Here is a 21,248-nt window from a genome sequence, read left to right as displayed (position 1 = left end):
CATCTATGATGTCTTCTCGCTTTTTTGTGGAAAAATTTTGGCGCTGTCTCTTTTATTATGGTTATTTAGCCGCAGTTAAATAGCAATAATCAAAAAAGCAGCGCTTTATTTTAACCAAAAAATAGCACAGCACTCACTAATAACAGCGGAGGCAACCCTTGAATTCATCGGCAGAAATACAAGCAATTTTGGCACTAGCAGACGGTACGATTTTTCGCGGTTTGAGTATCGGTAGTCTTGGTCATCGTGTCGGTGAGGTGGTATTTAATACAGCCATGACAGGGTATCAAGAAATCCTAACTGACCCAAGTTACGCACGCCAACTGGTCACGCTTACTTATCCGCACATTGGCAATACTGGTACCAACGCTGAAGATGTCGAGTCTGGTAATGGTCATCAAGTATGGGCTGAAGGTCTTATCATCCGCGACGCGACCATGGTGACCTCAAACTTCCGCAACTCTCAATCACTGAGTGATTATTTACAGAGCCATAATACCGTCGCCATTGCTGATATTGATACACGTCAATTGACCCGCCTATTACGTGATAAAGGTGCACAAAACGGCTGTATCATGACCGCTTCTAACGGCGCAACGATTAGCAGCGAAGATGAACAGCAAGCGATTAAATTGGCACAAGAATTTGCTGGTATCGAAGGTATGGACTTGGCTAAAGAATGCTGTACACCGACGATATTTGAATGGACCGCCGGTAGCTGGGATTTATCAGACACCTTACTTAACCGCGATGTAGCTGGTAGTCATGATAGCGGTACAGGTGGCTTCTTTAAACATTTGGGCACGCACGTCGAAGCAAAATACAATGTCGTCGCCTATGACTTCGGTAGCAAAACCAATATCCTACGTATGCTCGTTGATCGTGGCTGTCATGTCACTGTCGTACCTGCGCAAACACCTATCGCAGACGTGCTGGCGATGAATCCAGATGGTATCTTCTTATCAAATGGCCCTGGCGACCCAGCGGCTTGTGATTACGCTATCGATGCGGTACGTCATATTATTGAAGAAACGGACATTCCAACCTTTGGTATCTGCTTAGGTCATCAGCTGATTGGTCTTGCCAGCGGTGCAAAAACCATCAAAATGAAAACTGGACATCACGGTGCCAACCATCCAGTTCAAGACCTAGCCACAGGTACGGTTATGATTACCAGTCAAAACCATGGTTTTGCGGTTGACGAAGACACCCTGCCTGACAATGTTAAATCGACCCATCGCTCATTATTTGACGGTACTAACCAAGGTATTGAGCTGACCAATAAGCCAGTCTTTAGTTTCCAAGGTCACCCAGAAGCCAGCCCTGGCCCGCATGATGCTGCGCCATTGTTTGATAAATTCGCCGATATGATGGCAGCGGCGAAAGCTTAACTAATCTAATCCAAATGAAAGTTATTTTAAATTCGAATATTGAAGGTACAAGACCTGTGAAAAGCCCACTCAAACTGCTAGCTATTATTTTGGTTTTGACTACAAATGCAAATGCTTCAAGCAAAATCATGTTGTTTGGCGATCAAAACCATAAAAAATATTTGGGTTGTCTTAACTGTTCAGAGTTCTCTCCTGAATCTATTCATAATGAGTTTGGAAACTACGGATCAGAATTTTCTGTAACTTCCATCAATAATGAATTTGGGCAATATGGCTCAGAGTTTTCACCCCTTAGCGCATGTAATGAATTCGCTACCTATCCTCCAGTTGTAGTAGATGATAGTGGTAATTATTATGGTTATTTAACTTTAAACGACTCTCTTTCAAGAATAGAAAGTTCGGATATGCTTTCATGGTTAAAATATAAGATTTGTTCAAACTAAAAACATATTATTTCCGATAAATGATTATACTCATTCAAATTATTTAAGGTGTACCAATGCCAAAACGTACCGACATAAAAAGCATTCTTATCATTGGCGCAGGCCCTATCGTCATCGGCCAAGCATGTGAGTTTGACTACTCAGGCGCGCAGGCGTGTAAAGCGCTAAAAGAAGAAGGCTACCGCGTCATCTTGGTCAACTCAAACCCTGCAACCATCATGACTGACCCTGTCATGGCTGATGCGACCTATATTGAGCCAATTACGTGGCAAACGGTTGAACAAATTATTGCCAAAGAACGTCCGGATGCTATTTTGCCAACGATGGGCGGACAAACGGCGCTAAACTGTGCTTTAGACCTAGACAAGCACGGCGTATTGACCAAGTATAATTGTGAGCTGATTGGCGCGACCAAAGATTCAATTGAGATGGCAGAAGACCGCAACTTGTTTGATAAAGCCATGAAGCGCATCGGCCTTGAGTGTCCACGCGCTGAAACAGCTGAGACCATGGAAGAAGCCTTTGCGACCCAAGAAAAAATGGGCTATCCCTGTATCATTCGTCCGTCATTTACTATGGGTGGTTCAGGTGGCGGTATCGCTTATAACCGTGATGAATTTATCGAAATCTGTGAGCGCGGTTTTGACTTATCGCCGAACCATCAATTACTTATCGATGAATCATTAATCGGTTGGAAAGAATATGAGATGGAAGTGGTCCGTGACAAAAACGACAACTGCATCATCATCTGTGCGATTGAAAACTTTGACCCAATGGGTGTGCATACTGGCGACTCCATCACCGTTGCACCAGCGCAAACCTTGACGGATAAAGAATACCAAATCATGCGTAATGCTTCATTAGCAGTACTGCGTGAGATTGGTGTTGAAACGGGCGGCTCAAACGTGCAGTTCGGTATCAACCCTGAGACTGGTCGTATGGTCGTCATTGAGATGAACCCACGCGTATCACGCTCATCAGCATTGGCATCAAAAGCCACTGGCTTTCCGATTGCTAAAATCGCAGCAAAATTGGCGATTGGCTATACGCTAGATGAATTGCAAAATGACATCACTGGTGGCAAAACGCCAGCGAGCTTTGAGCCTGCGCTTGATTACGTCGTCACCAAGATACCTCGCTTTAACTTTGAAAAATTCCCACAAGCCGATAATGTTTTATCAACGCAGATGAAATCGGTCGGTGAAGTGATGGCAATCGGTCGTAACTTCCAAGAGTCGATGCAAAAAGCATTACGCGGCATGGAAACTGGCAATGATGGTTTTGATGAGCAAATCGACTTAGCAAAAGTAAGCATTGAAAAAGCCCGTAGCGAGATTAACAATCGCTTAACCATTCCAACCCCTGAACGCATTTATTATATTGCTGATGCTTTCCGTATTGGGATGAGCGTCGATGAAGTGTTTAACTTAACCAAAATTGACCCATGGTTCTTGGTACAAATCGAAGATATCGTCAAAACCGAAGCACAAGTTAAAGCGTTAGGTTTTGGCGGTTTAACTGAGCATAATTTACGCAGCTTTAAGCGTAAAGGTTTGTCAGATTTACGTTTAGCAAAATTGCTTGGCGTCTCACAGAAGCAGCTACGCACCAAGCGTTGGGATTTAAACGTTTATCCAGTCTATAAACGCGTCGATACTTGTGCCGCAGAGTTTGCGACTAGCACCGCTTATATGTACTCAACATACGACAGCGAATGTGAAGCCAATCCAACGGATAATAAGAAAATCATGGTTATCGGCGGTGGTCCTAACCGTATCGGTCAAGGTATCGAGTTTGATTATTGCTGCGTCCATGCGGCGCTTGCCATGCGCGAAGATGGTTATGAAACCATCATGGTTAACTGTAACCCTGAAACGGTTTCAACCGATTATGACACCTCTGACCGCCTCTACTTTGAGCCAATCACCTTAGAAGACGTATTAGAGATTGTCCGTATCGAAAATCCTGATGGTGTGATTGTACAGTTCGGTGGTCAAACGCCATTGAAACTGGCGCGCGCGCTTGAAGCTGCCGGCGTTAAAATCATCGGTACTAGCCCAGATGCGATTGACCGTGCTGAAGACCGCGAACGCTTCCAGCATATGATTCAGCAATTGAATCTTATTCAACCAACCAATGCTTTAGCGACGAGCTTAGAAGATGGTCTGGTTAAGGCAAAAGACGTTGGTTATCCGCTGGTGGTACGCCCATCTTATGTACTCGGTGGTCGTGCGATGGAAATCGTTTATAACGAAGATGAATTAAGACACTACTTGCGTACTGCGGTACAAGCGTCAAACGAAGCACCGGTATTGTTAGACCGTTTCTTAGATGATGCTATTGAAGTCGATGTCGATTGTGTTAGCGACGGTACAGACGTGGTGATTGGCGGTATCATGCAACATATCGAACAAGCTGGCGTGCATTCTGGTGACTCAGCCTGTTCATTGCCGCCTTACTCATTGTCTGATGAATTGTGTGACGTCATGCGCGCGCAAACCGTCGCCATGGCAAAAGAGCTTGGCGTTATTGGTCTGATGAACGTCCAGTTCGCGGTAAAAGGTGAAACGGTTTATATTTTAGAAGTGAATCCACGTGCTGCGCGTACCGTGCCTTTCGTTTCTAAATGTATCGGTACGTCATTAGCACAAATCGCGGCGCGCTGTATGGCTGGCACGTCATTAAAAGACCAAGGCTTTACCACTGAAATCGTTCCTGCATTTTTCGCGGTCAAAGAAGCAGTATTCCCATTTGCTAAATTCCCTGGTGTTGACCCAATCTTGAGCCCTGAGATGAAATCAACCGGTGAAGTGATGGGCGTTGGTAAAACCTTTGGCGAAGCATTCTACAAAGCGGTTATCGGTAGTAACGAGCGTCTGCCAGGTCTACCTGTTGAGGGCGAAACCAAAACTGTCTTTATCTCGGTACGTGATAGCGATAAAGAACAAGTCACCCCTATCGCCCGTCAGCTAATCGACTATGGCTTTAAAATCGTTGCCACCACGGGTACGCAAAAAGTACTTAGCGATAACGGTATTGAGTGTAAGCAAATCAATAAAGTCACCGAAGGTCGCCCGCATATCGTCGATGCCTTGAAAAATGGTAAAATCGACCTTATTATCAATACCACTGAAGGCAAACAGGCACAAGAGGATTCATTCTCTATCCGCCGTAGTGCCTTACAAGGTAAAGTCTTTTATGTGACAACCTTAGGCGCGGCAGATGCGGTTTGTAAATCTTATGCCATCGACTTACCGTTTGATGTGTATAAGCTACAAGATTTGCACGAACAAGCAAAGACTATCGCATAGCTCTATTGACTTGGCGGTATAATTTCAGTAGATTAAGCATAACTGCAGTGCTTGTTTAATCGCTGCTGCAAAACTTGTTATCTATTTTTATATAACAGTAATGCTTAAAAAAACAAAGTTTTAAAAAGATAGACCTAAAAAGCATAGTGGCTAAACTGCGACTATGCTTTTTATTACGTAAGGTTCATGTGTATCATCTATCAGTGTATATACGCTCATGGATAAGCGCGCATTTACTTATGACGCCGTCTAAACCTCATTCTTTTTATATCTTCACATACTCATTGCAACAACACTGACACCATCTCACTATTCACTAGGAGATGGTGTGGTGTTATTGGCTTAAGGAAAAAACATGCAACGTTATCCCATGACTCCGCAAGGACATGCGGCTCTAGAAGCCGAATTAAAACAGTTAAAAAGTGTCGACCGTCCCCGCATCACCGCTTCTATCGCTGAAGCTCGCGAACACGGCGATTTAAAAGAAAATGCTGAATATCATGCAGCCCGCGAACAACAAGGTTTTTGTGAAGCGCGTATCCGTGATATCGAAGCCAAACTTGGCGGCGCGCAAGTGATTGACCCGACGACATTGCCAAAAGATGGTCGTGTGATATTCGGCGTCAGCGTCGTTATTGAAAATATGGACACCGAAGAAGAAAAACAGTACAAAATCGTTGGTGACGACGAAGCTGACTTTAAAGCTGGCAAAATCTCAGTCAACTCGCCTATCGCGCGTGGTTTGATTGGTAAATCTGAAGGCGACGAAGCACGTATTGAAACGCCAAAAGGTGTGGTCGAATACGAAATCATGAAAGTGATTTACGATTAATCTGATTGGTTTTTATAGTGAGTAAAACAGTAATTTTCTTAAGAAATATATAAAGTAAAGCACACAAAAAGTTATCGTTTATAGGAGAGCAGTTACATAACGCTGCTTTTCTACTCAATTCGTTTTGGCGCATAATTGTTGAGTTGAGATGGCTAAATAATTAGGTGCATGGCACATGCTTAGCTTTTCATTAAAATAATGACGGATAAATCAGTAATTCGATAGTTTGTAGTTTGATAACACGCTTCGATAGATAGCTTATATCGTTTGGTGGTTTATGACTATTATTAATACTGCATTAATACTGCTACCCTCGTTGACCTGCTCTGTAGAGTCAACGAGGGTATTTTTATCTAAGTGTTTGGCATTTTTTGTTTTACTTATTATAACTTTAAAGGACTTTATTATGACCACTACTATTCATCGCTCATCAGGTATCATGCAAAAAACAGTGACATTTACCGCAGTATCAGCACTGTTGGCAGGCGCAGTGATGTCTATCGCTGCTGCCAATGCCGCGCCTGAGATAGCGGTTAGCTCGTCTGTTGGTAGCACCACGGTGGTTGAGCAGTATTCTGATGGTAAAACGGCGGTCATCACCGCAACACCGAATAGCATCACCATGCAAGATGGCATGCCGTTTGCGGTGACACAAGTGACCAATGTGCCGCGCTATACGGTTCGCCAAGTCGCCAGTAACGGTGCTAGGAATACTGTCGTCACCCAAGGCAGTGCCACGGTGACGAGCGTGCCTGTGACCAACCAGATGACCAATCAAACCAGCAGAGTAGATGTCATAGCCGTGCCGACGACTAGCGTGACAGAAGTCTTGCCTGTGACGACGGCTACCCAATTGCCAGTCCTCAATGCGCCAACGACAACCGTAGTGACCAACCAACCTGCAACGACGCAAATCGTATCTACCTCTTTAGACGCTCTGCAACTGACCCCAACTTTTAGTACGCCTGGCGTGGTCAATGCACAAACCAAAGTCATGAAGATATTAAAAAATAAAGACGGTCGTGAAGTAGCAGTACCTGCCAATCATATCGCGCCTGGTGACGTCATCGAATATCACACCACTTATACCAATACCACAGCACAGCCTGTTACTGATATCAATGCGATGGTGTCATTGCCAAACGGCGTGCAATTGGTATCATTAAACAGTCCACTACCGACGCTTGCGACCACCGGCGGCGACAGTTATCAGAACATCCAACAAGTTGGCAATACTGTAGTCGTTACGGAAAACTATTCTGGACTAAAATGGAACTTGGTTGACCTTCCTGCTAACGCACCGCAAACGGTTATTATACGTGCGAAGGTTCAGTAAAAATTAGATCTAAAAGTTTAGATTTGAAAGCATTGTTATTTAATAAATCTTAAAATTAATAAAAGGTCTTGCCGGCTAATTTCCTAGTCAGCAAGACCTTTTTGATGAGTGTACCTTATTCCTTAACAACCAACCTTTTGCTATAGTGCTATTAAATCAAAACAAATATCCGGTCATTACTTCCATGTATAAATTTACTCCTCTCTATTCATTGGCTTTTATCATTTATGGCTGTATTTTGAGTTCTATATCTTGGGCTGAAGCTGCCGAACCAGAATTTGATGCTAGCTTTTATATGTCGAAAATTTGTACTGCATATATAACTAAGAACGATAATGAATATTGTGATGATGGTTACATCCTTAAAAGCGAAACGTTAGATAATGGCGAAGTAATAGAAACCGTGCTTATGGATGGCATCGGTGGCTACGGCTGGAACCATACTTCGCTCAAAAGAATCGATAAAGATACTTATCATGTCTATATCGGCTGTGGTAGTCCGTGCGGCACTAATATACTATTTGGTCGTGGGGATAAAAAACAAAATTTTGACCTATACTTTGACTTTGATACAAAAAGTCAGTGTAGTGTTGAGTATAACAATGACCAAAAACTCTGGGTTGCCCGTCATTTTTTCTCCGATAAAGAGGTAGCTTTATCTTCAACTCGTGGCAATAGTGAATCTGCGATTTATCCCAAGTACGATGCTGAGTTCGATAAAAAAGGACGTCTCATTATCAAAAACCACTTCTCAGATGAAGTGGTTCAAACCTTGCCAAACCCCTGCTCCTCTCATTAAAAACTTCATAAATCACACGACAATGGTTGTCGCATGAAATCAATATTTATTCAATAATCCCAGTGACTTACAAGCCTATTTGCTAAAATAATAACCAATAAATGAATTGGTAATCTTATGGCCACCATCAATTATGAACGACTACAAGGCAAACTCAATATTTTAGCCGATGCTGCTAAGTATGATGTCTCTTGCTCCTCCTCCGCTGGTACACGAAAAAACCAAGGCGGTGGCCTCGGTGATGCCTCCGCAACCGGTATCTGTCACAGCTATACCGAAGATGGTCGCTGCGTCAGCCTCCTTAAAATTCTGCTGACCAATCATTGTATTTACGATTGCGCTTATTGCACCTCACGTAAAAGCAATGACACCCCGCGCGCCGCTTTTAGTGTCGAGGAAGTCGTTGATTTGACCATGCAATTTTATCGTCGTAATTATATCGAAGGTCTTTTTCTAAGCTCAGGTATTTTTAAAAGTGGTGATTATACGATGGAGCGCTTGGTCGAAGTCGCCAAAATATTACGTACCCGTGAACGCTTTAACGGCTATATCCACCTAAAAACCATTCCCGGCGCGTCAAAAGAATTGTTATTAGAAGCGGGATTATATGCTGATCGTCTTAGCGTCAATATTGAGATTCCTACTAAGTCTGGTCTGGCTTTACTGGCACCAGAAAAGTCGCATGAGCAACTAAAAGCACCAATGCAAACGGTAAAAGAAGAAATCATCACTATCCGTGAAAGCCGTAAAACCCATAAAAAAGCACCGAAATTTACCCCAGCGGGTCAAACCAGTCAAATGATTGTTGGCGCCAGTAATGAGACGGACTTGCAAGTCATACAGCTATCGAGTCATTTTTATAAGCAGTATGATTTGAAACGCGTCTATTACTCCGGCTATGTGCCGATGTTGTCTGATAGTCGCTTGCCAGCGATTGGAACACCTGTGCCGATGATACGTGAAAACCGTTTGTATCAAGCCGATTGGCTGATGCGCTTTTATGGTTTTGGCGCGCACGAAATCGTTGAGCCAGACTCGCCATTTCTAGACTTAGATTGCGACCCAAAACTGGCGTGGGCGATTCGCCATCGTGAGCATTTTCCCGTTAATATTCAAACCGCCACTTACGAGATGATTGTACGCATCCCCGGTATCGGTACCAAAACGGCTAAAAAAATAGTCAAGGCACGCAAGTTTAATCAGTTAACGCTTTATCATTTAAAAAAGATGGGCGCGGCAGTCAACCGTGCCAAATACTTTATCGCTACGACGGGTAAAAACGAACATCTCGCCCATTTAACGCGTGATAATTTCCGTCAATATGTACTGGCGCAAACGCAGACCAAATATAAAGACCAACGTAATGGGCAGTTGGCGCTGTTTTAATAAGTGCAGTTTTGATGAGTACGGTTTTGATTAGTATGGTGTTAATGATTACAGTTTTAATTGCCACTATTATAAATAGGAACATAAATGTCACAACTACTGCAAAGTCATGACTATATTGTCGGTCAATTAACGCCCAGTATTGTGCTTTATGAGCCAAGTTTTGAAGGTTGGCTGAGTGCGGTATTTTATGTCTATGCCAACCGCTTACAAGATGATGAATCCTTACAGTTAATTGCTCAAGACTGCTATGTACCCTCGTTAATTGCTCAAGCAACGAGCGTTGCTACAGATGAAAATCATGCCGAACGCGTACTAACCAAGCTTAATCAACTATTAGGTCGTTCAGGTATGCGCAATATCCTGTGGGGATTTTTATCAGAAAAAGACCATATCGGCACCACTTTATTTCAGGTGGTTAAATATGCCATCGACTACCCTAGCCGCGCTATTATGGAAGATTTGGGTAACCTGAATGTCTTGGATCTGGTACAAACCGTCAAGTCTGTCGCTCGAGAAAAACACCGTATGGAAGCCTTTGTGCGCTTTGAGCATACCACTGATGACATTTACTTTGCCCGCGTTGAGCCTGATTTTAATGTGTTGCCCTTGATTGGTGAGCATTTTCGTCAGCGCTACCAAGACCAGCATTGGGCAATTTATGATGTGGCGCGCGGCTATGGCATTTATTATGATAAAAGTAAAAGCACGCCCATGCGCCCTGCTGCCCTGCAAACCATCACAGACCTAGATAATGCCGTACTGCGTAATCCTGCTAGTATTCATAGTCAAGATGAGCAGCGCTACCAAAAGTTTTGGCAAGGTTACTTTACCAACGTCAATATCAAAGAGCGTAAAAACCCGCGGCTGCATAAGCAATATTTGCCGCAGCGCTATTGGAAATATCTCAGTGAAAAGCAAGTACTACCTAATGCTGAGCATCTACAAAAACGTCGCTAGTTTATTAAGATTAATACTAAGGTTAACTGTCGTTAAATGATTAATCTTAGCTAAAAAAAGTATGGCAAATCCAGCCTTATCTTTTTATCTTGGTGGTTGAGTTTTTGGCGCTTTTAACTGACAATAGCAGCTTGATATCTTATTTGGTGACCGACGCTATTATGAAAGTTATGCGCTTACTGTCGTCTTTAAAGCATGATGAATCCGAGCGCGGTATTTTTCATCTTGGACGCGCTTTGGTTAAAAATGAGCATACTTCCATCATTATCTCCAGCGCTGATGAAGAAAATGACTTAGTCAAACGTCTAAAGCGTGACGGCAATATTTACCATCAGCTTTATATGAATAAAAAATCTTGGCTGTCACTGCTACAAGTCGCCCCGCTACGCCGCCTGATTGAAAAATACGACCCCGACGTCATTCATGTACATTCACGCACACCCGCATGGATACTGCATTTGGCACTGCGTCGTGCGCGCGTCAAGCGCCGACCAAAATTGGTCTCGACCATGTATGGCTTTTATCCGATTAATAAATACTCGCAAGCGCTGCTTGATGTCGATACCATCATCACGGTCTCTGATAGCGTCACCAATTATCTAAAAAAAGGCCTGCGCCGTGAAGATCTAGAGCCCAAAGTCATCAAGCGTATCTATCGCGGTGTCGATACGCGCCGTTATCCGTATCGGCATAACCCTTCTGTTTATTGGTTGCGGCACACTTTTGCTGAATATCCTGAGCTTGAACATAAAAAATGGCTGGTCTTTCCGACCATCATTGGCAATGAATATGGGCAAGAATGGCTGATTGATATTTTGGGCAATCTACAAGAGCAGTTTCCCAATATTCACGCCATTATTATGGATGAAGATTACCGCGAGGGCGACGTCGCGCATGAAGACTTTCGCCAACGTAGCAATACGTTAGGGCTTTCTGAGCGTATTACCTATGTCGGTAGTAAGCGTAACGACATGCGCGAGTGGCTGTCAGCCGCCAATATCGTCATGGCGCTTGCTAACGAGCCTGAATCTATCGGTATCAATGCCCTACAGGCGATTCATTTAGGCACACCGGTGATTGGTTGGGACCAAGCGGCGTTTAGCGAGATTTTACAACCGCTTTATCCGCAGGGCTTGGTTAGAAAGTACAATGCCAAGGCACTTTGTAAAGCGGTACGCAATCAGCTAGAAAGTGTTACGCGTCCTGAAATGACCACCAAATTCACCATGCGTGAGATGATTGAGCAAACCCTTGCGGTATATCAAGAGCTGTATGAAGAATCGCTTGCAGAAGCGCAGGCCGATGCAGCAGCGGTCAAAAGAATTAGAAACAGCCTTAGCAAGGCGTCTAAATCCATTCCTGAATCCCCTTATGTAAAAATCGAACCAGCGGATAAAATCACCAAAGTCAGGTTGCTTAAAGACACTACTAAAACGACCGATGCTAAAGTGCTAGAGACTAAAGTTCTAGAGGCTAAAACCGCAGACATGAAAGCGACAGATACTAAAGTATTAGAGCCTAAAATTACACAAATAACAAAACCAGCTGATGATTCAAAAGCAACTCAAGACAATACCTAATAACTTACTCATAACCATCTATTTTCAGCAAAAAAAGCGCTGCTTCTGTTTCTAGAAGTAGCGCTTTACATGATAATGAATAATTTCTAAAACTCTTTTCAAACACCCAATAACGTTAATTAAGCTCTAACATTAACTTAATAAGTCGTGGGCGTATGCGCACTTACGATACGAGTTACGCCGTCAGTAGGATTGATAAAGGTGTGCGGTTTAATCGTATCAATCACATAACTGTCACCTTCATTCAGCAGATAAGTCGTCTCTTCAATACGAATCAATACCTTGCCTTCAATGACAGTGCCAATCTCTTCACCTTCATGAGCGATTTTTTCTTCCGTCGAGCTATTTGGCTGATAAGTCTCAATTAAAAAACCCAAATTTTTAGTGGTACTACAATTATATACCTGCTTTAGAGACACTCTACTGCTAGGCTCACTCAGCTCTATCAAGTCTTTTGGCGTAACCACCACACGTGCTTTAGGCTCTTTCCACTCATCACTAAAAAAGGTCGTTAAATCAGATCCTAACACCAGCAAAATCGCCTTTAGCGTATTCACCGCGGGGCTGACTTTGTTACGCTCAATCGCACTGATTGAGGTGTTGGTCACCCCTGCCATCCTTGCCAGCTTGCGTTGCGAGTAGCCTTTTGCAAGGCGCAGCTGATTGATTTTTTTACCGATATCTTCTTCTGGCTGTCCATCCATCTCGAGCACGGACGGCGCCTCATCAGACTCTAACGTGTCTTCCTCATCGCTATTAACGTCATCAGTATCAGCCTCGTCTTCTTCAGCCTCGTCTTCGAGCGAATCCATCTCATTTTCGGGCGCAATACCCTCTTTTTCGATATCGTTTTCTGCACTATTATGAACCGTGTTTTTTGCTGGCATAGTGGATAAATTCCTTGAATAGAAATTTCGACAAATCGTCTTGTGCATAATTTAACTCAGGATGCCATTGTACACCAATCATAAATGGATGTTTTATTAAGCTGATCGCTTCCACCAATCCATCCGGTGCGCGTGCCTCGACAAACAAATCCTTACCTACTTTATTGATAGCTTGTTTGTGCAACGAATTGACGTGCCATTTTTCACCAAACGCCGCCAGTCGACCCGCAGGTTGGATAATCACGTCATGCACCGGCTGATATTGCACCTCAAGTGGCTGGGTATTGTCCTCCAAATGCGGCTCATAAAACCCTTCTACTTCGCGCCAATCTGGGTGCAAGCTGCCATCAAAATAGACATTCATCTCTTGCAAGCCTCGGCATACTGCCAATAAAGGCGTACCAGATTTTTCTGCATGAGCAAGCAGCTTAAAGCTCAGCTCATCACGACCTAAGTCCTGCTTTTCTTCAATATGTGAAGCGCCATAACGTGCAGGCGCAACGTTACTATAGCTGCCCGTCAATAAAATGCCATCAGCAATGGCAATCAAAGCGTCAAAATTATTACTTTCAGCAGCGGTGTTCGGCAGCAAGATAGGATTACCACCATAAAAATGGACGGCATCGATATATTTCTGATACACCGCTTGCGCGGGTTGACCGTCAACCATCTTATGGCAGGAGACAATGGCAATAATGGGTCGATAAGTTTGCATTTTATTCTTCCTTGAATGTGATATATGAGCCTCAAATCTTCTATATTCCGAGATTTCGTTGATTAAAATCTAACACAGTCTTTTGGATAATGTAAACTATAAACTTCACTTTTAGTTAATAAAAACCATATTGGATATAATTAATTACTTTTTAATAGTTTTAAATAATAATTGACAACTATAAATTTCAGTCATATATTGAAGGGCATCAGTAAGACAAAAGGTTAATAACAGTACTTACAACCTCGATGTCATCACTGATAAAAACAACGCTAAGTGATTCATTTTGCAGTAGAAATATTACGCAATCAGATGAAAAGGATACTTAGTAAGGTGAACAATGTGGTATCAGCCACGGCATTGATAAGTGCTGTTTTATTTAGAAACACTGTTTTATTTAACGTTATTCACAATCTTGACTTGTCAATTATGAATGACAGCGACCATAAACGGCGCAACCATAATCAGAGTAAAAATCAACATCAATAGGGATAATAGACATGACGACAACCAATGGAATGGTCGAATCTGCAAATAATACGGAATATGTGTATGTTGCAGCGGGGGATATCAATGGATTACTTCGTGGTAAGCGCATCCCCTTCAATCAGATGGAAAAAGCAGAAAATGGCGCGATACGTTTGCCATTATCGATTTTAGGAGTCGACATCTGGGGTGCGGATGTTATCGAATCCTCTCAGTGCAATGGCGATATCGATGCCATCGCCCGCCCTACCGGCCGTGCCGCTTATCCGCTGCTCAATACCAGTGCGCCCTCATCGCTATTGCCCGTTTGGCTTTATACCGAAGACAATGAGCCTTATTACGGTGATGCACGCCACGTTTTAGATTATGTCAGCAAAAAATTCAAAGCATTGGGATTGACGCCGGTTATGGCAACGGAGCTTGAATTTTATTTAATTGATTACACCGAAGGCGAAACACCAAAACCGCCTATTCGCCCAAAGAGTGGCTTAAGACTGAACAAGACCTCTATCTTAAGTATCAATGACTTATTGCAGTTTGATGAGTTTTTAGATGAAGTCTATGAGCAATGTAAAAAACTTGATATTCCGGTTGATGCGGCTTTAGCTGAAAACGGCTGTGGTCAATTTGAAATTAACCTACTGCACGTCGATGACCCGTTAAAAGCCGCTGACGATGCCATTTTATTCAAACAAGTAGTTAAATCAGTCGCAGCACGCCGTAAGCTGACGGCCACCTTTATGGCTAAACCTTTTGGTTTGCAATCAGGTAATGGTTTTCATGTCCACTGCAGCCTGCTTGATAAAGATGGCAACAATGTCTTTGATGACGGCTCAGAAGAAGGGTCAGACATCTTGCGCCATGCGGTCGCAGGCTTATTAAAAACCATGTCAGACTGTACCTTGTTATTTGCCCCACACGTCAACTCTTATCGCCGCTTTACCCCAGGTACGCTGGCACCAAACAATGTGTCATGGGGTTATGAAAACCGCACTGCCGCCGTACGCATCCCTGGTGGCGACTCACAAGCACGCCGTATCGAGCACCGCGTATCGGGAGCCGATGCCAACCCTTATCTGGTCTGTAGTGCGGTATTAGCAGGCATGCTTTATGGCATCGAAAACAAGCTTGAAGCGCCAGAGCCGGTCAATAGCATTACTTACAACGAAGCCGAGCTTAAAACCTTGCCATTAGATTGGCTGTCCGCCATCCGCAAATTTGAAAGCAGCGACATCATTGATTCATTGTTTCCAAGTGAGATGATTGAGCTATTGATTGCGGTCAAAAAACAAGAAGCCAAACGCTTTGCTCAGCAAGTGACCAACCTTGAATACCTCACCTATTTACAGGATGTTTGATATGTCAAATAGCAACTTAAATAACAGCGCAGCAACGAGCCCAAACCTATCCTCGAATAACACGCGCAATATCCCGCATTATTCAGATAAAGGTCAATACCCTGATAGCTATTATGCGGCCAGCCGTAATCCTAAGCCGGATAGACCAACCCTAAAAAACGATATCCAAGTGGAAATCTGTGTGGTCGGCGGCGGTTATAGCGGCTTATCAACGGCGCTACACCTTATCGAAACTGATCATGAAGTGGTGGTGCTAGAAGGCGCGCAAATTGGTTGGGGTGCATCAGGGCGTAATGGCGGTCAAATCGTCAACGGTCTTAACGCCAGCCTACAAAAAATCAAAAAGTCTTATGGTCAAGAAAACGCAAATTTCGTCGGTCAGCTCGTGACCCGTGGTGGCAAAATCATTCGTCGCTTTGTTGCTGATTATAATATTGACTGCGACCTTAAAGAAAAAAATATCTTTGCCGCGTTAAATAATGGTCAATTAAAAGACTTACAAGAGACGCATGCCCTATGGGAAAGCCATGGTATGCATGATCGAGAAATGCTCGATAAGCATGGTATCCAAGAGCACATAAAAACCGACGCCTATGTGGGCGGTATTATTGACCATTCAGGTGGTCATATCCATCCGCTAAATCTAGCGCTTGGCGAAGCCGCTGCTATCGAAAAATCTGGCGGTACTATCTACGAAAACACCTTAGTGGTTGATATTGAGTATGCCGATGACTCTATCAAAATCATCACCGAGTTTGGCACCGTTACTTGTAAGCAAGCGGTTCTATGCGGTAATGCCTATCTCAATAAAGTCATACCCAAGCTGACGGACCGTGTCATGCCCGTATCAACGCAGATTATCGCCACCGAACCATTGGGTGATTTAGCAGACCAGCTGCTTCCAACCGACGTCTGTGTCGAGGATGTTCGCTATATTCTTGATTACTATCGCCTGTCGGCAGATAAGCGCATGTTATTTGGCGGTGGTACGGTCTACGGTGGTCAAGACCCCGCTGATATCACAGCCAAAATCAGACCAAATATGAACAAAATTTTCCCAGAGCTACGTGATGTAAAAATTGACTACGCGTGGAGTGGTAACTTTGCTTTGTCTTTTTCTCGAGTACCTCAAATGGGCAAACTCCATGACCGCGTCTATTTTGCGCATGGTTATAGTGGTCATGGCGTGACAGGCTCGCATTTGTTTGGCCAAATCTTGGCCGATGCCATCAATGGTAACACCAGAGAGTTTGATAATTTTGCCAAGATTCCTTGGATTCCGTTCCCAGGTGGCCGCGCCCTACGCGTGCCTTATTCTGTGATGGGCTCATGGTGGTATGCGCTAAAAGACACGACTGGCATGTAAATACGTCAAAGCCTCTAAATAATTAACGTGGATTGATACATCTTGCATGCAACGTTTTTATTTTAAAGGTGATGTGACATAAATCTGTCATAGCAATGGATTGTTGTGATAGAGCTCGATAGAAAGCGAATGCACTGATGCGCTACTGCCTATCGAGCACCAACCATAAAACAGAGTTTGTTCCAAACAATGAGGTTTTACAGGGAGCGTAAGTATGAACATGAAACTCAGCGAGGCTGTCGAAGGGCAGTATCATAACAAGCGAGTATTTCTAACCTTAATAGTAGCAGCCGCCATTTATCTGGCTTTTGCTTGGTTATCGACCATCCGTGACCCCAATGAATCTTGGGGTGCTTTATCTCTACTACCCACATTATTAGTGCTGGTCACTGCTGTTGTTTCTAGACGACCGTTTGAGTCTATGATTGCAGGCTGTGTCGCGGGCCTTGTGATGCTCAACCCGTTTGATTTGGTGTCCCCTTTTGCCGACAATATGTCGATGGTACTGGGCAATGAGACCATTATCTGGATTGTGCTTGTCTGCGGTCTGATGGGTGGTCTGATTCAGCTACTTGAGATTAGTGGTTGTCTCGATGGCTTTAGTGAATGGCTACAAAAAATCATCAAATCACGCCGTCAATCATTATTAGCTACTTTTGCCTTAGGCGTCGTGGTTTTTATTGATGATTATTTAAACTGTCTAGCGGTATCCACTTCTGTCAAAAAGCTCACTGACGTCTATAACGTCTCGCGTGAGAAACTCGCTTATATTGTCGATTCAACCGCCGCACCTATGTGTATCATCGTTCCTATCTCTACTTGGGCGGTCTATTTTGCCGGTCTATTAGAAGAGAACGGTGTGGCTGGAGACGGTGAAGGTATCGGGCTTTATATCAGTGCCATTCCTTATATGGCTTATGCTTGGTTTGCACTTTTGATTGTATTTTTGGTCGCTTATGGCATTTTGGGTGACTGGGGTCCGATGAAAAAAGCTGAGGCTCGCGCCAAAGCGGGTAATCCTGTCCCCGAAGCCTTTGTAGAAGAGCAATTGGTTTCAAACGTTCAAGCCAAACGTAAGCTGTCGTTTAAAGCCAATATCATGAACTTTGCTTTTCCAATGATTTTATTGATTATTTCAACGGTTTATTTTGAAATTGATTTATTACGTGGCGCGCTATTGACTTGTTTTGTCACGGTTGTGGTGTATTGGATACAAGGGATTTTAAGCTTTGAGACTCAAGTTGAGGCTATTTTTAAAGGCTTTAAAGTGATGCTCTATCCACTATCAACGGTAGTCGGCGGCTTTTTCCTAAAAGCCATCAATGACGAGCTGGGTATGACCTCATACGTGATTGAGGCTATCACGCCATATATGACGATTGTCATCTTCCCTGCTGTTATCTTTGCGGTCATGGCATTCCTAACTTTTGCCACCTCATCAAGCTGGGGACTATATGTCCTTGCCATGCCAATTGTATTCCCAATATCGTTAGCGCTTGGTGTCAGCACGCCACTGATGATTGGGGCTTTATTGTCAGCTTCTTCATTTGGTAGTCATGCCTGCTTCTTTAGTGATTCATCGTTATTGGCTGCCCAAGGCGCTGGCTGTTCACCGATGCAACATGCCTTTACTCAGTTCCCCTATGCCATGCTCGGCGCGGGTTTATCCGTCGTGACCTTCCTAGGCTTGGGTTATATGATGGCTTAATTTGTACCATTACAAGCATTCCAATGAGCGCTATCTATGGATAAATACTTTATCAATTATTACCCATAGATAGTCTTCTCTGAAAACCGCCCACCTCTCTCAATAACTAAAAGGAATTAGATAATGAGAACTGTCACCGTTGCGACAACCCAAATGGCGTGCGGTTGGGATAAACAGCAAAATATCGATACCGCCACTGAATTAGTGACTAGGGCTGCTAAAGCCGGTGCCAATATTGTCTTGCTACAAGAGCTGTTTGAAACCCCCTACTTCTGCCAAGTTCATGATTTTGATTACTTTAAACTGGCGACTTCAGTTGCCGACAATGCCGCTATCAACCACTTTAAAGCATTGGCCAAAGAGTTAGACATAGTATTGCCCATCAGCTTTTATGAAAAGTCTGGTAATACGTTTTTTAACAGTGTCACCGTGATTGATGCCGATGGTGAGATACTGGGCACGTATCGTAAAACCCACATCCCAGATGGCATCCCTTATGCCGAAAAGTTTTACTTTACCCCAGGCGACACTGGATTTAAGGTTTGGGATACCAAATATGCCAAAATCGGCGTCGGTATCTGCTGGGATCAGTGGTTTCCTGAGTGCGCGCGTAGCATGGCGCTGATGGGTGCAGAGCTACTGTTTTATCCGACAGCGATTGGCGATGAGCCAACATTGGGTATTAACTCAAAAGGTCACTGGCAGCGCTGTATGCAAGGTCATGCCGCCGCCAACCTTATGCCAGTTATCGCGGCGAATCGTATCGGTACAGAAACCATCAGTCAAAATGGCAATGACAGCACGCTAGAATTCTACGGTAGCTCATTTATCACCGATGGTCGCGGCGAGATTATCCAAGAAGCATCGAAGGATAAAAAAGAAGTTCTTACTGCTACTTTTGATTTAGATGAACTGGCTATCGCGCGCCGCCAATGGGGCGTCTTCCGTGATCGCCGTCCATCGATGTATGGCATGTTACTGACTCATGGCTAAATGATAAGCGATGCCGAAATGAAGCCTTTGTAGCACTTGAAATAGTGTTTCTTTAGCATCAGGTCATGGATGTACGCATAAGACAAATCTTTTTTGCTGGTAGCAAGACTCATAACGTTACTCAGCAGCAACCAACATTATCCGCTTAAAAAGATAAACTTAAACAGACAAGCACAGAAATACAAGTATAGATAGATAAGTATAGAAATACACACATAGAAATAAACGCATAGAAAAAAACATAAACGGATTTTGAATCTAACCCTAAGGAATAATAATGAGCGATTATCAAGTAAACAACCCAGCGACTGGCGAAGTAGAAGCCACCTACCCGACAGCAACTGAACAAGACATCCAGAACGCAATTGAACAAGCGCACAGTGCTTATCAAGACTGGCGTCAGGTTTCACTCACTGAACGCAGTGCCTTGCTGCATAAAATTGCCGATATTTATCTTGAGCGCCAAGATGAGCTGGCTCGTATCGTGGCCAATGAGATGGGCAAACCTGTCGCCCAAGCAAAAGGCGAGATTGGCTTGGTTGCTGAGATTTATCGCTACTACGCAGATAACGCTGAGCAGCTACTAGCACCGCATAGCATCGATGTTGATAGCGGTTCTGCTTCTGTAGAAAAACTCCCCGTAGGCCCTCTATTAGGCATCATGCCGTGGAACTATCCACATTATCAAGTAGCACGTTTTGCCGCTCCAAACTTTATGGCGGGCAATACCATTATTCTAAAACACGCGCCGCAGTGTCCTAAGACCGCCGAAGCCATCGTTGATATCCTAAAAGAGGCCGGTTTACCTGAGGGCGTCTATAACAATGTCTTTGCCACCAATGAGCAAGCAGCGACCATCATCGAAGACAGCCGCGTACAAGGCGTCTCATTAACAGGCTCTGAGCGCGCAGGTCAAGCGGTTGCAAAAGTTGCAGGCGGCGCGCTGAAGAAAGTAGTGCTAGAGCTTGGCGGCTCAGACGCCTTTATCGTCGCAGCCGATGCCGATATCGAACAAGCCGTGAAAGGTGCAATCGAAGGTCGGTTTGGTAATACAGGGCAAGCTTGTAATGCGGCCAAACGCCTTATCGTCGTTGAATCGGTCTATGATAAATTCGTCGAAGGCTTTACCAATGCCGTACGTAACATGACATTGGCTGATCCGCTTGATGAAGGTACTTTTATCGGTCCAATGTCTTCAAAAGCGGCGGCAGTTAATTTACAAGAGCAGCTAGACAGTGCCGTTCAAGCCGGCGCGACGGTGTTGGTCGAAGGTGGCATGGTCAAAGACAAGCCGGGTGCTTGGTTTGCGCCTGCAGTACTGACAGACGTTGACGAATCTATGAATGTCTACCGTGAGGAGCTATTTGGTCCTGTTGCAGTCGTCTACAAAGCTCTTGATATCGAGCATGCGATTAAGATAGCCAACGACGTGCCTTTTGGCCTTGGCGCTTCCATCCAAACGCAAGATGCTGCCCTAGCTGCTGATATTGCTGACAAACTAGAAGTCGGTATGGTTACTATCAATGCTCCTTCTGGTAGTGAAGCAAACACGCCATTTGGTGGTGTCAAACGCTCAGGATTTGGCCGCGAACTTGGTACGCTTGGTATCACTGAGTTTTTAAATTATAAGTTGATTCGTGATAAATCCTAACCGATTGATTGATTGATTGATTTTGAGAATAATAAAAAGCCTAACA

At 44.0% G+C, this 21,248-nt stretch carries 16 protein-coding genes; 14 read left to right on the top strand and 2 right to left on the bottom strand.

From position 1 onward, the window contains the following. The first annotated feature begins 158 nt into the window (after positions 1–158). The 9 genes from carA to B3Q63_RS08275 all read left to right on the top strand — a co-directional run bounded on the left by carA (position 159) and on the right by B3Q63_RS08275 (position 12,038). Positions 159–1,391 carry a glutamine-hydrolyzing carbamoyl-phosphate synthase small subunit gene (gene carA, locus B3Q63_RS08315; protein ID WP_296175659.1) on the top strand — a complete coding sequence of 411 codons (1,233 nt, stop codon included), beginning with the start codon at positions 159–161 and terminating at the stop codon, positions 1,389–1,391. Positions 1,392–1,447: 56 nt separating this feature from the next. Next, positions 1,448–1,834, top strand: a complete 387-nt coding sequence (locus tag B3Q63_RS08310) for a hypothetical protein (protein ID WP_289049974.1) — start codon at positions 1,448–1,450, stop codon at positions 1,832–1,834. 56 nt (positions 1,835–1,890) lie between these two features. Then, entirely contained in the window at positions 1,891–5,145 is a 3,255-nt protein-coding gene (gene carB / locus B3Q63_RS08305; RefSeq protein ID WP_296175654.1) for a carbamoyl-phosphate synthase large subunit, read from the top strand. 355 nt (positions 5,146–5,500) lie between these two features. After that, complete coding sequence (gene greA / locus B3Q63_RS08300) at positions 5,501–5,977, top strand: transcription elongation factor GreA (protein ID WP_079691347.1); 477 nt, start codon at positions 5,501–5,503, stop codon at positions 5,975–5,977. 406 nt (positions 5,978–6,383) lie between these two features. Continuing rightward, the gene (locus B3Q63_RS08295; protein WP_296175651.1) at positions 6,384–7,313 is read left to right on the top strand and encodes a hypothetical protein; all 930 of its coding nucleotides are present in this window, start codon (positions 6,384–6,386) and stop codon (positions 7,311–7,313) included. A 184-nt stretch (positions 7,314–7,497) separates the two neighbouring features. Then, entirely contained in the window at positions 7,498–8,112 is a 615-nt protein-coding gene (locus tag B3Q63_RS08290) for a hypothetical protein (RefSeq protein ID WP_296175650.1), read from the top strand. A gap of 117 nt (positions 8,113–8,229) precedes the next feature. Then, entirely contained in the window at positions 8,230–9,498 is a 1,269-nt protein-coding gene (locus B3Q63_RS08285; protein WP_296175648.1) for a putative DNA modification/repair radical SAM protein, read from the top strand. 87 nt (positions 9,499–9,585) lie between these two features. Further along, a complete protein-coding gene (locus B3Q63_RS08280) occupies positions 9,586–10,458 on the top strand; it encodes a TIGR03915 family putative DNA repair protein (protein ID WP_296175646.1) in 873 nt (290 codons plus the stop codon). 104 nt (positions 10,459–10,562) lie between these two features. Continuing rightward, the gene (locus B3Q63_RS08275) at positions 10,563–12,038 is read left to right on the top strand and encodes a glycosyltransferase (protein ID WP_296175644.1); all 1,476 of its coding nucleotides are present in this window, start codon (positions 10,563–10,565) and stop codon (positions 12,036–12,038) included. 137 nt (positions 12,039–12,175) lie between these two features. Here B3Q63_RS08275 and B3Q63_RS08270 read toward each other — a convergent pair whose 3' ends face one another. Then, entirely contained in the window at positions 12,176–12,925 is a 750-nt protein-coding gene (locus B3Q63_RS08270; protein WP_201625386.1) for a cupin domain-containing protein, read from the bottom strand. After that, complete coding sequence (locus B3Q63_RS08265) at positions 12,900–13,640, bottom strand: gamma-glutamyl-gamma-aminobutyrate hydrolase family protein (protein ID WP_296175641.1); 741 nt, start codon at positions 13,638–13,640, stop codon at positions 12,900–12,902. The genes B3Q63_RS08270 and B3Q63_RS08265 overlap by 26 nt, the downstream gene beginning before the upstream one ends. 500 nt (positions 13,641–14,140) lie before the next feature. Between B3Q63_RS08265 and B3Q63_RS08260 the strand changes: the two genes are divergently transcribed. The 5 genes from B3Q63_RS08260 (at position 14,141) to B3Q63_RS08240 (ending at position 21,202) form a co-directional block, all read left to right on the top strand. After that, positions 14,141–15,484 carry a glutamine synthetase family protein gene (locus B3Q63_RS08260; RefSeq protein ID WP_201565106.1) on the top strand — a complete coding sequence of 448 codons (1,344 nt, stop codon included), beginning with the start codon at positions 14,141–14,143 and terminating at the stop codon, positions 15,482–15,484. A gap of 1 nt (position 15,485) precedes the next feature. Continuing rightward, positions 15,486–16,850, top strand: a complete 1,365-nt coding sequence (locus tag B3Q63_RS08255) for an NAD(P)/FAD-dependent oxidoreductase (protein WP_296175637.1) — start codon at positions 15,486–15,488, stop codon at positions 16,848–16,850. Between the two features lie 214 nt (positions 16,851–17,064). Continuing rightward, on the top strand, positions 17,065–18,558 hold the full coding sequence (locus B3Q63_RS08250; protein ID WP_201565107.1) for a Na+/H+ antiporter NhaC family protein: 1,494 nt from the start codon (positions 17,065–17,067) through the stop codon (positions 18,556–18,558). Between the two features lie 120 nt (positions 18,559–18,678). Next, positions 18,679–19,551, top strand: coding sequence for an N-carbamoylputrescine amidase (gene aguB / locus B3Q63_RS08245; protein WP_349676428.1), 873 nt, complete (start codon positions 18,679–18,681; stop codon positions 19,549–19,551). Positions 19,552–19,828: 277 nt separating this feature from the next. Further along, on the top strand, positions 19,829–21,202 hold the full coding sequence (locus tag B3Q63_RS08240; RefSeq protein ID WP_296175634.1) for an NAD-dependent succinate-semialdehyde dehydrogenase: 1,374 nt from the start codon (positions 19,829–19,831) through the stop codon (positions 21,200–21,202). Positions 21,203–21,248: the final 46 nt, after the last annotated feature.

The organism is Psychrobacter sp. UBA2769, from assembly GCF_002352555.1.
Lineage (GTDB): Bacteria > Pseudomonadota > Gammaproteobacteria > Pseudomonadales > Moraxellaceae > Psychrobacter > Psychrobacter maritimus.
Note: the sequence above shows the minus strand (reverse complement) of the source record. Positions and strands in the feature narration are given on the sequence as shown.

Excerpts from the sequence above, each read along its gene's own strand:
- carB (WP_296175654.1), top strand. The coding sequence starts at position 1,891 with ATGCCAAAACGTACCGACATAAAAAGCATTCTTATCATTGGCGCAGGC.
- greA (WP_079691347.1), top strand. The coding sequence starts at position 5,501 with ATGCAACGTTATCCCATGACTCCGCAAGGACATGCGGCTCTAGAAGCC.
- B3Q63_RS08295 (WP_296175651.1), top strand. The coding sequence starts at position 6,384 with ATGACCACTACTATTCATCGCTCATCAGGTATCATGCAAAAAACAGTG.
- B3Q63_RS08290 (WP_296175650.1), top strand. The coding sequence starts at position 7,498 with ATGTATAAATTTACTCCTCTCTATTCATTGGCTTTTATCATTTATGGC.
- B3Q63_RS08285 (WP_296175648.1), top strand. The coding sequence starts at position 8,230 with ATGGCCACCATCAATTATGAACGACTACAAGGCAAACTCAATATTTTA.
- B3Q63_RS08280 (WP_296175646.1), top strand. The coding sequence starts at position 9,586 with ATGTCACAACTACTGCAAAGTCATGACTATATTGTCGGTCAATTAACG.
- B3Q63_RS08270 (WP_201625386.1), bottom strand. The coding sequence starts at position 12,925 with ATGCCAGCAAAAAACACGGTTCATAATAGTGCAGAAAACGATATCGAA.
- B3Q63_RS08265 (WP_296175641.1), bottom strand. The coding sequence starts at position 13,640 with ATGCAAACTTATCGACCCATTATTGCCATTGTCTCCTGCCATAAGATG.
- B3Q63_RS08260 (WP_201565106.1), top strand. The coding sequence starts at position 14,141 with ATGACGACAACCAATGGAATGGTCGAATCTGCAAATAATACGGAATAT.
- B3Q63_RS08255 (WP_296175637.1), top strand. The coding sequence starts at position 15,486 with ATGTCAAATAGCAACTTAAATAACAGCGCAGCAACGAGCCCAAACCTA.
- B3Q63_RS08250 (WP_201565107.1), top strand. The coding sequence starts at position 17,065 with ATGAACATGAAACTCAGCGAGGCTGTCGAAGGGCAGTATCATAACAAG.
- B3Q63_RS08240 (WP_296175634.1), top strand. The coding sequence starts at position 19,829 with ATGAGCGATTATCAAGTAAACAACCCAGCGACTGGCGAAGTAGAAGCC.